Raw genomic sequence first — 14219 nt, forward strand, 5'->3', positions numbered from 1 at the left:
ACGACCCGCACTGGACGCTGCACGCGGCGGCCGAGCAGGGCTACACGGGCCCGGGGGCCGGGAGGGCCCCCCCCCCCCCCGGGGGGCGGCCCCTTCCGCGTTCCCGCTCCTCCGTATTCGCTGCCGCCGCCCCGGACCGGTTGCTAGCATCCCCGGGCTTGGCATGTGCGGGGCGGCCGAGGGGGACTCGGAATGCGCCGCCACGGCATGCCGTTTCCCGATTCCCTGGGGAGGGACCCTTGACCCGGCGTGCCCGGATCGCGCTCACTCTGACCTGCCTGGCCGCCCTCGGCGCCGGCTCCCTGACCACCGCCGGCGCGGCCGGCGCCGCCGATCCGGCACCCACGCCGATCCAGACGGACGGCGTGTGGGGCATCGACTACGCGGGTGGCTTCCTGACCACCGTGGAGAACACCCCGAGCGGCGGCCAGTGGGTGATCGGCCGCCGGATCTCGGCGGACGGCACCACGGTGCTGGACCGGACCACCCGCGGGTACGCCGGCACGTACGCCGAGGGCAGTCACGCCGAACGGGTGCCGTGCGACGCCGGCGGCTGCGTCCCGATGCGCTCCTTCGGCAACACCTGGACCGGCTACTTCATGAACGGCGGATCGGGCGGGCAGACCGCGCAGATCCACCTCACGGAGAACTCGCTCGCCGGCAACGAGGAACCGTCGGTCGCCGGCGGCCGCTTCGTGGACGCCACCGGCCGCTACTACCTCTACGACGCGGCGTCCTCCGGGATGCAGTACGTCGACGCCGTGCACCCCTACCGACGGGGCGACGTCCGCCTGACCCGTCCCCTCAGCGCGGCCTCCGTGTGGGGACCGCACCTGTGGGTGCCCGGCACCGGCGACGGCACGGTGAGGGCGTACGACCTGGAGGGGAGCAAGTTCGTCGCGACGGTCTCCACCGGCGCGCCGTGCACCGTCAAGGAGCTCCAGGTCGTGGGCCGTTGGGTCTACTGGAACTGCGGGCCCACGGGCGCGGCCGGGGTGTACGACCGCACGGCCGGGAGGACGGTCGCCGTCCCGCCCGGGCCGGCGCTCGTCGGGGACGGTTTCCTGGTCCGGCACGACCGGACCGCGGGCAAGCTGATGCTGACGGACTTCCACAGCGGCACGGTCGCGGCCCCGCGTCCGGTCGCCGACCTCCCGGCCGGCACGACCGCCGACCAGCGGCGGCTGACCTGGTCCGTGGACAAGTTCGGCGGTGACATCGCGTACGCCGGCCCGGACAAGGCGGTCCGGATCGTGCAGAGCGGCGTGCCGGCCCAGGCGCTGACGAGCATCGAGTCCGACGTGGCCGGCGACGCCGTGGACCCCACGGAACGCGCCGGAGCCGGCTCCTGGGACAGCTACTGGCAGCTGAACAGGCCCGCGTCCTGGACCTTCACCGTCAAGGACGCACAGGGCCGCACCGAACGCACCCTCAGGGGCGACGGCGTCGCCGTCGACGTCAACTGGGACCTGAGGACGGACGCGGGCGACCACCCGTACAGCGGCCCCAAGACGTGGACGCTGACCGCCACCGCCGACGAGGGCGGCGGCACCTGGTCGACGAGCGGGCGGATCGGCTACAGCGGCGGCCGGCCGGGCCACCACGACCTGGCCGGCTACAGCTACGGCGACCTGGTCACGCTGAACTCCTCCGGCACGCTGACCGTGCACTACACCGACGGCTCGGGCACCTTCACCGGCCAGGAGTCCGGTGCTGGCTGGCCCGCGGGCACGGTCGTGGTGCCGTTCGGCGACATGGACTCGGACCGGTGCGCCGAGCTGCTGGTCCGCACACCGGGTGGTGAGCTGCGCCGCTACCGGGGCACGTGCGGCGGCTCGTACGTGCCGTCGGGCAGTCACACCTCGCTCGGCACGGGCTGGAACGCGTACGACGTGCTCACCGCCGTCGGTGACGTCACCGGCGACGGGCGCAGCGAGCTGATCGCCCGCACGGCGTCGACCGGGGACCTGTACCTGTTCGTCGCCGACGGCAGGGGCGGGCTCGCGCCGGGGGTGCGGATCGCCTCGGCGTGGACCGGCTACACGCACGTCGTGGGCGCCGGCGACCTGACCGGCGACGGCTACGGCGACCTGCTGGCCCGCGACACGGCCGGGACGCTGTGGCGGTACGACGGCCGGGGCAACGGCACGTTCGGCTCCCGCGTGCAGGTCTTCACCAACTGGGCCGTCGGCTACGACGCCGTCGTCGGCGTCGGGGACATCACCGGGGACGGCAACCCCGACCTGGTCGAGCGGGACACCGCGGGCAACCTGTTCCGCAACGATGGCAACGGCAAGGGGTCCTTCGGGGCCCGGGTGCAGATCGGTTCCGGCTGGCAGGGCTACAGGGGCCTGTTCTAGCCGACCCGGCCGCACTGTGACGCATGTCACGCCCCCGGCATGGGAATTGCTGGGGGCATGACAGATGACGCCAAGGCGAGCGGGCTCTCGGACGAGGAACGGCTGGCCCAGCTCGGCTACACCCAGGTCCTGGCCCGCCGCATGTCGGCGTTCTCCAACTACGCGGTCTCCTTCACGATCATCTCCGTCCTCTCCGGCTGCCTGACCCTCTACCTGTTCGGCATGAACACGGGCGGCCCCGCCGTCATCACGTGGGGCTGGGTCGCCGTCGGCCTGATGACCCTCTTCGTCGGCCTGGCGATGGCCGAGATCTGCTCGGCGTACCCGACGTCGGCGGGCCTGTACTTCTGGGCGCACCGCCTCGCGCCGCCCCGTACGGCGGCGGCCTGGGCGTGGTTCACGGGCTGGTTCAACGTGCTGGGCCAGGTGGCGGTGACCGCCGGCATCGACTTCGGCGCGGCGTCGTTCCTCGGCGCCTACCTGAACCTCCAGTTCGGCTTCGAGGTCACGCCGGGCCGTACGATCCTCCTCTTCGCCGCGATCCTGGTCCTCCACGGCCTGCTGAACACCTTCGGTGTCCGCATCGTCGGCCTGCTGAACAGCGTCAGCGTCTGGTGGCACGTCGTCGGCGTGGCGGTCATCGTCGGCGCGCTGACCTTCGCCCCCGACGACCACCGGCCGGCTTCCTTCGTGTTCGGCGAGTTCGTCAACAACACCGGCTGGGGCAGCGGCGTCTACGTCGTCCTGATCGGCCTGCTGATGGCCCAGTACACCTTCACCGGCTACGACGCCTCCGCCCACATGACGGAGGAGACCCGCGACGCCTCCACCGCCGGCCCCAAGGGCATCGTCCGCTCCATCTGGACGTCCTGGATCGCGGGCTTCGTCCTGCTGCTCGGCTTCACCTTCGCCATCCAGTCCTACGAGGGCGCCCTCGCCTCCCCGACCGGCGCCCCGCCCGCCCAGATCCTGCTCGACGCGCTCGGCGCGACCGCGGGCAAGCTGCTGCTGCTCGTCGTCATCGGGGCGCAGCTGTTCTGCGGGATGGCCTCGGTGACCGCCAACAGCCGCATGATCTACGCCTTCTCGCGTGACGGCGCACTGCCCTGCTCGCACGTCTGGCACTCCGTCAACCCGCGCACCCGCACGCCGGTCGCGGCGGTCTGGCTGGCCGCGCTGGGCGCCCTGGCCCTCGGCCTGCCCTACCTGATCAACGTGACGGCGTACGCGGCGGTGACGTCGATCGCCGTCATCGGCCTCTACATCGCCTACGTCGTGCCGACCTTCCTGCGGCTGCGCAAGGGCGACGCCTTCGAACGCGGGCCCTGGCACCTGGGGCGCTGGTCGCGGGCGGTGGGAGTGGTCGCGGTGACGTGGGTCGGCGTCATCACGGTCCTGTTCATGCTGCCGCAGGTGTCCCCGGTCACCTGGGAGACCTTCAACTACGCGCCGATCGCCGTCCTGGCCGTCCTGGGCTTCGCGGCGGCCTGGTGGCTGGCCTCGGCCCGGCACTGGTTCCTCAACCCCGACCACGAACGCACCCGGGCCCGGGCGGCGGCCCGCGCGAACGCCCCCGAGCCGGTGGACCCGTAGCGGAGTCCCCCCCCGGTGCCCGCCGACGCGGCCGAGTCCCCGATACCCGATCGGCGTCCCGGCCGCATCGGGCTATGCTCGGTGTGGCAACATCACGCACCACGCCGCGGGCCCTTAGCTCAATTGGCAGAGCAGTGGACTTTTAATCCATTGGTTGTGGGTTCGAGTCCCACAGGGCCTACCGCGAAACAGCGCCCGGGCCGGCTTCCGCCGGCCCGGGCGCTGTTTCGTTGTCCGGCCCCTACTTGATGTAGACGAGACCGTCGGTGGTGATGGTGGGACGGCCGCTGGTGCCGACCACGACGATCTTCACGGTGTGCTTGGCGCTGCCGGACCAGGTCTTCGTCCAGATCGCCTGCCGGTAGAGGGTGGCGGAGGACTTCAGGTCGACCGTGGCGGCCTTGACGCCGTCGACGTAGACGTACGCCTGACCCGAGCTGGACGCCCGGGAGACCACCCAGGAGACGGAACGGCCGGTGAAGGTCCAGGTGAGCGCCGCGCCCTTGCTCCCGCTGGAGTACGACTTGCCGCCCAGGTAGCTGGTGGAGGAACGGGCCGTCCAGCTGCCGGACCGCACCGCCGACGTCTCCTGGAGGATGACCGGGGTGTACGAGGCGGACGCGTTGCGGTAGTTGCCGGCGTGGTCGTACGCCTGCAGCGTCCAGGTGGAGGCCGTGCCGGACTTGGCGGTCCGGTTGTTGGCGGTCCAGGTCGGCCCGAAGGTGGCGGCCGTCGGGGACAGCAGCTTCACCCCGCGCAGCGCCTTGTCGTCGGTCGCCTTCCAGGCGAGGGTGACCGGGACGTCGGTGGTGCTGACCGTGCCGGTGCGCAGGGAGAGCTTCGGCGTGGTGGTGAACACCGGAGCGGTGGTCTCCGCGACGACGTTGAGCGCGGTGGTGGTCGCCGTCCTGCCGGACTGGTGGACCGCCCGCACCGCGACGGTGTGGCTGCCCAGCGGCAGGGTCGTGTTCGCCGAGGTGGCCGTGCCGGAGGCGGTGACGACGGTCTTGCCGTCGACCAGGAGCTGGTAGTTCTTGACCAGCGACGCGGGCGTGGTGGCCTGCCACTTCACGCTGAGGGCGCCCTTGGTGTAGTACGTCGTGCCGGACAGGCTCGCGCCGCCGACCGAGGCCACCTTCAGCCCCTGCACCGGACCGGCCGCCCAGGCGCGGACGGTCGCGAGCTGGGAGTAGAGGGTGTTGCCGGGGCACTGCGTGTTGTAGCCGTCGCGGTGGGCGGAGATCCGGTTGAAGGTGTACTTGGTGCCCGCGGTGAAGCTGGTACCGAAGTAGTTCTTCTGGCTCGCCCCGGCGGTGAGCTGCACCGTGCCGGCCGGATCGGCGCCGTACTGGCCGAGCTTCCAGGAGGCGACGCGGGCGACGGAGGCCAGCGCGGCGTTGGTGGTACCGGTGGAGCTGAACTCACCGAGCACGGCGATGCCGGCGGACTCACGGTTCCAGCCGTAGGTGTGAGCACCGAGCACCGGCAGGTCGACGCCGCCCTTGCGGCCCTCGAAGACGGTGCCGCACTTGTCGACCAGGAAGTTGTAGCCGACGTCGTTCCAGCCGTTGACCTGCGTGTGGTACGCGTAGATGCCCCGCACGATCGACGCGGAGTCGGCGCAGGAGTAGTCGTTGGCCCCGTCGGTGTGGTGGACGAAGACGGCCTTCACGTCGGGGTTGTACTCGGACGGGTCGGGGCTGAGCGACTCGTCGGCGCCCCAGCCGGCGCGCGAGGTGACCGGCGGCTTGGGCACGGTGGACGGCGGGGCCGACGGCGTGGTGGCCGTCGGGCTCGGCGACGCGGAGCCGGACGGCGAGTCGGTGGGCGTCGGCGCGGCGGTGGTGGTGCCGGTGGCCGCCGGGGACGTGCTCTCGGCCGGCGCGGGGGCCGTCCCGGTCTGCCCGTCCGTCGGCGTCGCGGTCGTACCGTCGGTGGGCGACGCGGAATCGGTGGTCGTGGCCGCCGGGCTGCTCTCCTCGGCGACGAACGCCGCCGGGCCGGTCGCCTGGGTCTCGGCCTTGGTCACCACGCCCGGGTCGACGAGATTGACCTCGAGCCCCTTGGGCAGCGTGCCGGTGGTGCCGTCCTCGTGGAGGACCTGGGCCTCGACGCCGTCGGAGGGACCGACCCACAGCGGCTCGGACGCGCCGCGCATCCCGGCCTCCGGGTCCTCCGGCGGGTCGATGTTCACCTCCAGGTCGTGCCAGGTGCTCCACTCGCCGCTCGCCAGATCGCGGGTGCGCACCTGCGCCCTGCCGTCGAGCCCCTCGACGGGCCCCGCCCAGGACACGCCGACCAGGGAGAACTGCCTGGTCTCCGTGCGCGGCAGCTCCCGCTTGCCGCGCGCGGTCCCCTTCAGCGCGAGGTCGTAGACCTTCACGGGCCGCTTGGCCCGGCCCGTCGTGCCGGGATCGTCGGACGGGCTGGCGACCGCGTACGTCACCACACCCCCGCCCCCCAGCACCACGGCACCGAGCGTCAGCCACGCCCGTCTCTTCAAGCTCAGCGGTCTGTACGCGTGTGACGTACGACGACGACTCATGACAAACCCACCCCAAAGAAAGCCGGCAAGGCTTCGGAAAGAAATGTGAGGGCACACCCGTCACACGGATGGCTCATTTCTACAGCGTGTTGCGCACGACGAACATCACGGGGATGCACACAGAGGTGACGTAGAACACTGAAACGTGATCCCGTCCCTTCGGGCAGCGATGTCGCCTCACCACCCCGACCGCGACCTTACGCCTCGTCGCCCCGGCCACTATGCCTGCCACGGTCGGGCTGACCGTCGGGAACAATGATGAGGCCCCAGCCAGTCCCGCCGAGGCGACGGCTGTGCGGCAATGCATGACGGCGGAGGAGCCGTTGATGCTGCGCCGATGTGGGATGAGAACGGCTACTTGGCTCGATAGCAGGCTGACTGGACCGTTACCTCAAGAAGTGAGGGGTCGTCGCCGTACTTTCGTTCATCGAGCAGTCGCACATCAACGGCGTACTCCTGTCCTTTGGACTCGGCGACGATCTGCGGGCTCTTGGCGGGGCTGTCGTCCACGCCGTCCTTCACGATCTTCCAGCCCTTCTCCGGAAGTCCGTCACGGAGGCGGTCCATAGCCTTTTCCATGTCGGATACGGGGACCTGGTACACACTCCACGGATGGCGGGCACGGTAGACATTCTCATCCGATTCGTAATCCGAACACCGAATGGTCATGGCGCCGGTGTCCGTCACCTTTCCGTTGAGTGCCATTATTTCCAAAATCCTGCTGGATGCCTGCTCAACCTGTGTCTTGACGGCTTCTTCGTCGCGCACTTCCATGTCGGCCGACTCACTTCCCTGTGAACAAGCGGCCAGAAGAATGCTGGCCACGAAGATATACAGAAGTTCCGGAAATCGCCTATTCAAGTTCAACCCTATGGTACTTGCCCGATATTACGGCGGCCTGGTTTCGTAGACTCTGAGAACTTTCGTCCCAGAATCCACTGTGTCCATCTGAGTCGCTTTTCATGATGTTCCCGCCGAACGATTCGTCGGTGGGAATAGTCAGGTTGTCGCCAAGCCCCATCAGGCGACCACCCTGGCGGACGACCTGATCGTCCCCTGGCCCACCCATCGCCCACACGTGATCCGCCCCTGCCCCCAGGTCGGCTGCATGGTCCGCTTGGACGCCAGGGCTCCCTGCGAAGATGTAGTCGTCGACGGCCTCAGGATCCTTCCAGCTTCCGGTCTGTGCCGATACGCCGACAACCGTGCTTCCATAACTGTGACCGATAACCGTGGTGTGGGCGGTGCTTCCTGACGCGTTCTCGTGGGCTTCCCTATTTCCTTGGAGGAAGTCGTACAGGCGCGGACCACCTTCTTCGGCATATTTTCCGCTGGTCGCTTGGGGGACGATATTATCTGGAGCGTTGTAGTCGAGCCAGGTGATCGTGGAAATGTTCTGGCCCGGTGAGAGCGCACTGCTCTCTGTCCACAGTTTCTCCCCGCGGCCGATGTCCCCGTGATCTCCGCCTTCCCCGATCTTCTCGAGGCCGGCGTACGTTCCAGGCACATAGACAGCCACATGGTCGGCCGTGTCCGGATTTCCATTGGCGATGATGACCTTGCCGTCGCCGAGCCCTTTGGGATCGAATCCGAGCAGGTATGCCTCGGGCAGGCCCCTTACGCCGGTCCTGTCAAAGCGGTCTTGGATGTAGCCCATGCCTTTCAGGGTCTGGTTCAGCTGCTTGGAGCGATCCCCGTACTCTCTGTGCCAGTCCATCCATTCGTCGGTGTGCACCTTGGACGGGTAGGGACCTGAGGTGATCCAAGTCCATTCGTTGGCGGGAGGCTTGGGTATCGAGTTCAACTCCATGCGAAGTTGTGCACGCGTCTCATCAAAAACGATCCGGTTGGCCTCGTCTCGGATTGCGGACGGAAGCCCGTTCAGTTCTCCCACGGTTTTGGGATTGGCAGAAATCCATGCGCTCTGCTCTTCGGGGCTGAGCGATTTCCACCACTCCGCGTTGTCCTCGGCGCTGCCCTCCTTCGGGGGCTGCGGCAGGGTGTCGAGGTACTTCTTGCCCGCCTCGCGCACACCGGCCATGTCCGAGTGGGCGTCGGACCAGTCCGCGTCGGAGACGGTGAGGTCGTCGTCCGCCTTGAGTGCCCGGAGCTTGGGTGCCCATTTCCCGTCCGCCTCGGTCGCCTCCTTGAGGGCGGTGGCGATCAGGTCGGCGCAGTCCTGGGCGAGGCGGTGGTGGGGGTTGGGGTCGAAGTTGGCCGCCTGCCGACCGACGGCGGAGGCGGTGCTGTCCGTCAGGCCGTTCACCGTGCCGCCGTCGGGGGTCTTGCCGTCCTCGCCTTTCGCGCCACCGGGCGGGTAGGAGACCGATCCGTCGGAGTTCACGGTGAGGTTGGCCGCCTTGGCGTTCTCCAGGGCTGTATCGAGTTTTCGCTTGGCCGCTTCCATCTCGTAGGAGAACGCTTCGAGAGCGGTGCTGATGAGGCCGCACTGCGTCTGTATGTAGTGGAAGTTCTGGCTCAGTCCACCCAGCTGCGTGCCCGCCGCGGTGGCGGCCTTGCCCTTCAGCTGGTTCCTCATGGCCACTGCTATCTGGTTGTCGATGCGGTCCTTGACCGCGCTCGCCATGTCGGCGGTGCTGCGGTAACCGTCTGCCGCTTCGGAGTACTCGGTCGGTTTGAGCGCCTTGAACGTCGCGAGGTCCATGGCGTCCGGTCACCGCCCCTTGTCCTGGCCACCGACAGCCGACGTGTCCGCGTACGCCACCACGAGCTTGGTGATCTCGGCTTCGACCGACTGGTCCGTCTTCAGTTGGTCGTTGCCCGCCTTCACCAGCAGACCCGAGAGCTTCCCGCAGCGCCCGCTGACCTTGGTGACGTAGGTATCCCAGGAGTCGTAGACGTCCTTCTGGGCGGCAGCGGTCAGGCAGCCGGTGTCGCTGCCGAGTCCGGTTTGGCCGTCCTCGAGTTTTGCTGTGGCCTTGCTGATGTCCTCACGCAGCGAGCCGATGTCCGTGCCGCTCTTGGTCCAGGCCGGTTTGTTCGAGATGAGGTCGCCCGTGCCGCCGCTCTGCTCAGCAGGTAGCTGGTTCAGCTGCATCTGTGCGCTGTTGCGTTCGGCCGCTGCGGCCTTTAACCGCTCCCATTCGTCCCATGCCATGAGTGGCCCCCCTGTTGTGCGCTGTCGAGTGGACGTGTACGTCGATACGACCGCTTGATGATGGTGGTCGGGTCCGTACGGTAATGACCTGTCATCTCACCGGACATCAGTGTCGGCCACCAGCGCGTCTGAGTACGGGTACTCAGGCGAATCGCGCCCAGAAAAGAGGTGGGACGGACGCGAGAAGGCGGCGGACGATCCATGGCCGGCGATCCGGGAGCGTGCTCATGAGCCGCACCATGAACCAGTCCAGCGCTGAAGGGCAGCTATCGTCGAAGAAGGCCTCCCACCTGGCAGATGGGCCGGACGCTCAAGGCCCAAGCCGTAGCAGTCGCCCGTACCGGCGCCCCAGGCGGGCACGCGGCCACGCTCCCGCAAGCCCGTCCGCCCGCCCTCACCGGAGTACGCCCATGTCCCTCCCGTACGTCCTGCTCTCCGCCGCCGTGTCACTCGACGGCTACCTGGACGACACCGGTCCCGAGCGGCTCCTGCTGTCCTCCCCGGCCGACTTCGACCGGGTCGACGAGGTGCGGGCGTCCGTCGACGCGATCCTGGTCGGCGCCGGCACGATCCGGGCCGACAACCCGCGGCTGCTGGTCAACGCGTCCGGGCGACGGGCCGCCCGGGTCGCCGCGGGGAAGCCGGAGTACCCGCTGAAGGTCACGGTCAGCGGGTCGGGCGAGCTGGACCCGGCGGCGGCCTTCTGGCACACCGGCGGGGACAAGGTCCTGCTGACCACCGACGAGGGCGCCCGGCGGGCCCACGCGCTCGGCATCGCCGCCGACGTCGTGCCGCTCGGGGACACGCTCGAATGGCGCGCGGCGCTGGAGTACCTGCACGACCGGCGGGGTGTGCGGCGGCTGATGGTGGAGGGCGGGGGGACCGTACACAGCAGCCTGGTGCGGCAGGGGCTCGCCGACGAGCTGCAGCTCGTCCTCGCCCCGGTGTTCGTCGGGGACCCGGAGGCCCCCCGGCTGTTCGGGCCCGGCGACTACCAGCGCGGGCGGCTCAGGCTGGTGGAGACGCGGCGGATCGAGGACGTCGTGCTCATGCGGTACCGGCCGACCGCCCCGGGCTCCGCCGGCCGGGTGTCCGCCGCCGACCGGCACTGGCTGGCGCTCGCCTGCGAGCTGGCCGAGCTGTGCCCGCCGTCCGGCACGGCGTTCAGCGTGGGTGCCGTGGTCGTCGCCGCCGACGGCACGGAGCTCGCGCGCGGCCATTCCCGGGAGGGCGGGGACCCGGTCGTGCACGCCGAGGAGGCCGCCCTCGCCAAGGTCGACCCGTCCGATCCGCGGCTCGCGACCGCGACGGTGTACAGCAGCCTGGAACCGTGCGCCCGCCGTTCCTCCCGGCCGGCCCCCTGCGCCCGGCTGATCCTCGACGCCGGGGTGCGCCGCGTGGTCACGGCCTGGAGCGAGCCGGACACCTTCGTGTCGGGCGCCGACGGCAGCGGGGTGCTCACCGACGGGGGCGCCGTCGTCGTCCTGCTGCCGGAGTTCGAGGCGGCGGCGAAGGGCCCGAACCGTCACCTGGCGGGCCACTGAGGAACGCGTGTGCGTTCCACCCCCGACATGACGTACACTGGTGACACAACGACGCGGGGTGGAGCAGCTCGGTAGCTCGCTGGGCTCATAACCCAGAGGTCGCAGGTTCAAATCCTGTCCCCGCTACTCAAGGCCGAAGGCCGGAATCCTCAAGGATTCCGGCCTTCGGTGTGTCCGCCTCCGTCACCCGGCCGGCCCGCACGGCTCGCTCCCCGCCCCTCCTCCGGGAAACCTGGAGGACGGGACGGCAAGCGGCGTGGACGTGCAGGGGCGGCGGGAGACGAGTGGTGCGGCCAGGTGAGGTGGACGGCGAGGGCCCGTATGCCGGGGCCGGGGGTCGGCTGCCCGGCGACCCCGTGCCCGATCCCGGCCTCGGCCCGGTGCCCGCGCCGCCCGTCGCGCGGGAGCGGCGGCGGACCCCGTACGGCCGGGCCCTCGTGCGCCTGCTCCCCGTCCTGCTCATCGTCGTGGCCATCCTGTACGACCTCTTCACCCCCCGGTACTTCACCGCGGGTCCCCTCTACACGGCCGCGCCCCTGGTCGCGGCGCCCGTCTACTCGCGGCGCGGCACCGCCCTCACCGGCCTCGCCGTGGTCGCCGCCGTCGTCGGGCTCCAGCTGAGCAAGGGCGTCATCCACTACGTGGACTCGCTCACCGAGCTGATCACCATCGCGACGGTCGCCGGCCTCGCCGTCTTCGTGAACGCCTTCGTCCGCCGCACCGACGAACGGCTCGCCTCCGCCCGCGAGATCGCCGAGGCCGCCCAGCGCGCCGTGCTGCCCGAGCCCGCCGGGCGGATCGGCGGCTTCGAGATCGCCGCCCGCTACGAGGCGGCGCAGGCCGGCGCCTTCATCGGCGGCGACCTGTACGCGGTGCAGGACAGCGCGCGCGGCGTGCGGCTCATCGTCGGCGACGTGCGCGGCAAGGGCATGGGCGCGGTGGCCGCCGTCGCCGTGGTGATCGGCGCCTTCCGGGAGGCCGCCGAGCAGGAGGCGACGCTGGAGGCGGTCGCGCAGCGGCTGGAGCGGGCGCTGGCGCGCGAGGGGGCCCGGCGCGACGGGCTGGACGCCTTCGAGGGGTTCACCACCGCCGTCCTCGCCGAACTCCCGCACGGCGAGGGGGTCGTCCGCGTCGTCAACCGCGGCCATCCGCCGCCCCTGCTGCTGCACCCCGACGGCACCGTGCACCCGGTGCAGGCCACGGAGTCCGCACTGCCGCTCGGGATGGGGGAGCTGGGGGTGTGGCCCGACCGGGCGGTGCCGACCGGCTTCCCCGGCGGTGCCACGCTGCTGCTGTACACCGACGGGCTGTCGGAGGCCCGCGACGCCCACGGCCGCTTCTACGATCCCCACGCCCGGCTGACCGGCCGGGTCTTCCGGCGCCCGGCGCACCTGCTCGACACCCTCGCCGACGAGGTGCGACGGCACTCCGGGGGCGGCATGGCGGACGACATGGCCCTGCTCGCCGTGCACCGGCACTGAGCCGGACGACCACATCGAACAGAGTCACGGGGGGTGACGAAGTGAGCGCCCTCCGCATAACAACTGACACACCATCAGGAACGTGTGTGGTGATCTTTCGGCCTGAGGGGCGGTCAACTGGACCGCATTTGGCCCTTCATGGGGTGTACGTCCGGGCCCGATCCCTTAACGATCAAGAGGAACGGCTTGGAATCGGCGCCTCGCGTCTATTAACGTTCGATAACGCAGCGCGGTCGTCCCAGCCGTCACAGAAGGCGGCTCCGTGCGCACGCGCCGAATCCCGTGAGGGAACCGGGGAACCACCACTTGGGGTGAATCGGGCGTATGCCGCCGTGGAGACACGGCACGTATACGCGCGTAGGAGACCTTCCTGCTCCGAACCCGTCAGCTAACCCGGTAGGCGGAAGGAAGGAAAGGAGTACGCCCACGTGGCGTCCAACCGGCCTGCCCCCGAGGCCCCGTTCGTGCCGAGCACGCACGACACCGCATCCTTCGGCTACGACGGCCACCGCGCCGAAGAGGGCCCCTGGGAGGAGTGGAACCCCACCGCGGAGTCCATCCGTCCCGTGCGCGGCCGGCACCGCGTCGCCAAGCAGCGCGGCGGACTCGCCCGCAGCTCCACCGTCCTCGGCGTCGGCGTCATCGCGGCCGTCGGAGCGGGCGGCATGGCCAGCGCCCAGACCGGCAAGCCGCCGGTGTCGATCTCGATGCCCGATCTGCCGAACGTCGGCTCGCTGATCTCCGACGACGAGCCGGAGCCCGAGGGCTCCGCCACCCCGCTCAGCGGCATCGGCGTGACGGCCGGCGACACCGCCGAGGGCACCACCGACGCCGGTGAGGTCCTGCGGGCGCGCATCATGCAGCAGGCCGAGCAGCAGCAGGTCCAAGTGGAGGACAAGGCCGCCGCCGAGGCCGCGGCCGCCGCCGAGAAGCAGGCCGCCGAGGCCGCCGCCAAGGCGGAGAAGGAGGCCGAGGCCAAGGCCGCCGCCGCCAAGAAGAAGGCGGAGGAGGAGGCCGCGAAGAAGGCCGAGGCCGAGCGGCTCGCCGAGCTGGCCAAGCAGTTCACCCTGCCGACCTCCTCGTACACGATCACCTCCACCTTCGGTCAGGCCGGTTCCATGTGGTCCTCCGGCCACCACACCGGCCTCGACTTCGCCGCGCCCACGGGTACCCTCGTCAAGGCCGTCCACTCGGGCACGATCACCGAGGCGGGCTGGGCCGGTTCCTACGGCTACCGCACCATCCTGACCCTGGACGACGGCACCGAGCTGTGGTTCTGCCACCAGTCGTCGATCAGCGTCGGAGTCGGCCAGAAGGTCAGCACCGGGGACGTCATCGGCCGCGTGGGCGCCACCGGCAACGTCACCGGACCGCACCTCCACTTCGAGGTACACGTCGGCGGTGCCGAGGGCGGCGTCGACCCGGCGGCCTGGCTGCAGGGCAAGGGCCTCAGCCTCTGAGACCGGGGCGTCCGTCAGCGGCGCCCACGACACCCACCTCCGGATCCCGGCAGTCCTGACGGCGACCCCCCGACGTCAGGGCTGCCGGTTTGCGCGAACTTTGCGTCGCGCTGGAATG

General features: G+C 70.2%; 9 protein-coding genes, 2 tRNA genes and 1 riboswitch. Of the genes, 7 read left to right on the plus strand and 4 right to left on the minus strand.

Translation table 11 applies throughout. The features are described from left to right. The first annotated feature begins 239 nt into the window (after positions 1 to 239). The 3 genes from ACFWJB_RS33485 to ACFWJB_RS33495 all read left to right on the plus strand — a co-directional run bounded on the left by ACFWJB_RS33485 (position 240) and on the right by ACFWJB_RS33495 (position 4134). Positions 240 to 2360, plus strand: a complete 2121-nt coding sequence (locus ACFWJB_RS33485; RefSeq protein WP_386926971.1) for an FG-GAP repeat domain-containing protein — start codon at positions 240 to 242, stop codon at positions 2358 to 2360. 57 nt (positions 2361 to 2417) lie between these two features. Further along, entirely contained in the window at positions 2418 to 3953 is a 1536-nt protein-coding gene (locus ACFWJB_RS33490) for an amino acid permease (protein WP_385473418.1), read from the plus strand. 108 nt (positions 3954 to 4061) lie between these two features. After that, a tRNA-Lys gene (locus ACFWJB_RS33495) sits at positions 4062 to 4134 on the plus strand. A gap of 60 nt (positions 4135 to 4194) precedes the next feature. On the opposite strand, the gene ACFWJB_RS33500 is transcribed toward ACFWJB_RS33495, so the two are convergent. The 4 genes from ACFWJB_RS33500 to ACFWJB_RS33515 all read right to left on the minus strand — a co-directional run bounded on the left by ACFWJB_RS33500 (position 4195) and on the right by ACFWJB_RS33515 (position 9616). Next, positions 4195 to 6456, minus strand: coding sequence for an N-acetylmuramoyl-L-alanine amidase (locus tag ACFWJB_RS33500; protein WP_386926973.1), 2262 nt, complete (start codon positions 6454 to 6456; stop codon positions 4195 to 4197). A gap of 396 nt (positions 6457 to 6852) precedes the next feature. Next, entirely contained in the window at positions 6853 to 7323 is a 471-nt protein-coding gene (locus ACFWJB_RS33505) for a hypothetical protein (protein ID WP_385468886.1), read from the minus strand. Positions 7324 to 7351: 28 nt separating this feature from the next. Then, positions 7352 to 9163: an alpha/beta hydrolase gene (locus ACFWJB_RS33510; protein WP_386926975.1), complete on the minus strand. Its 1812-nt coding sequence runs from the start codon at positions 9161 to 9163 to the stop codon at positions 7352 to 7354. A 9-nt stretch (positions 9164 to 9172) separates the two neighbouring features. Further along, on the minus strand, positions 9173 to 9616 hold the full coding sequence (locus ACFWJB_RS33515; RefSeq protein ID WP_386926977.1) for a hypothetical protein: 444 nt from the start codon (positions 9614 to 9616) through the stop codon (positions 9173 to 9175). A gap of 410 nt (positions 9617 to 10026) precedes the next feature. On the opposite strand from ACFWJB_RS33515, the gene ACFWJB_RS33520 reads away from it, so the two are divergent. The 4 genes from ACFWJB_RS33520 (at position 10027) to ACFWJB_RS33535 (ending at position 14101) form a co-directional block, all read left to right on the plus strand. Then, on the plus strand, positions 10027 to 11160 hold the full coding sequence (locus ACFWJB_RS33520) for a dihydrofolate reductase family protein (protein ID WP_386926979.1): 1134 nt from the start codon (positions 10027 to 10029) through the stop codon (positions 11158 to 11160). Positions 11161 to 11212: 52 nt separating this feature from the next. Continuing rightward, positions 11213 to 11286 (plus strand) — tRNA-Met (locus tag ACFWJB_RS33525). A gap of 161 nt (positions 11287 to 11447) precedes the next feature. Continuing rightward, positions 11448 to 12641: a PP2C family protein-serine/threonine phosphatase gene (locus ACFWJB_RS33530; protein WP_386926981.1), complete on the plus strand. Its 1194-nt coding sequence runs from the start codon at positions 11448 to 11450 to the stop codon at positions 12639 to 12641. A 261-nt stretch (positions 12642 to 12902) separates the two neighbouring features. Further along, positions 12903 to 13058, plus strand: a riboswitch (cyclic di-AMP (ydaO/yuaA leader). 11 nt (positions 13059 to 13069) lie between these two features. Next, positions 13070 to 14101 carry a M23 family metallopeptidase gene (locus ACFWJB_RS33535; RefSeq protein WP_385468897.1) on the plus strand — a complete coding sequence of 344 codons (1032 nt, stop codon included), beginning with the start codon at positions 13070 to 13072 and terminating at the stop codon, positions 14099 to 14101. Positions 14102 to 14219: the final 118 nt, after the last annotated feature.

Origin of the sequence: Streptomyces sp. NPDC127100, assembly GCF_042724095.1 — a bacterium.
GTDB lineage: Bacteria > Actinomycetota > Actinomycetes > Streptomycetales > Streptomycetaceae > Streptomyces.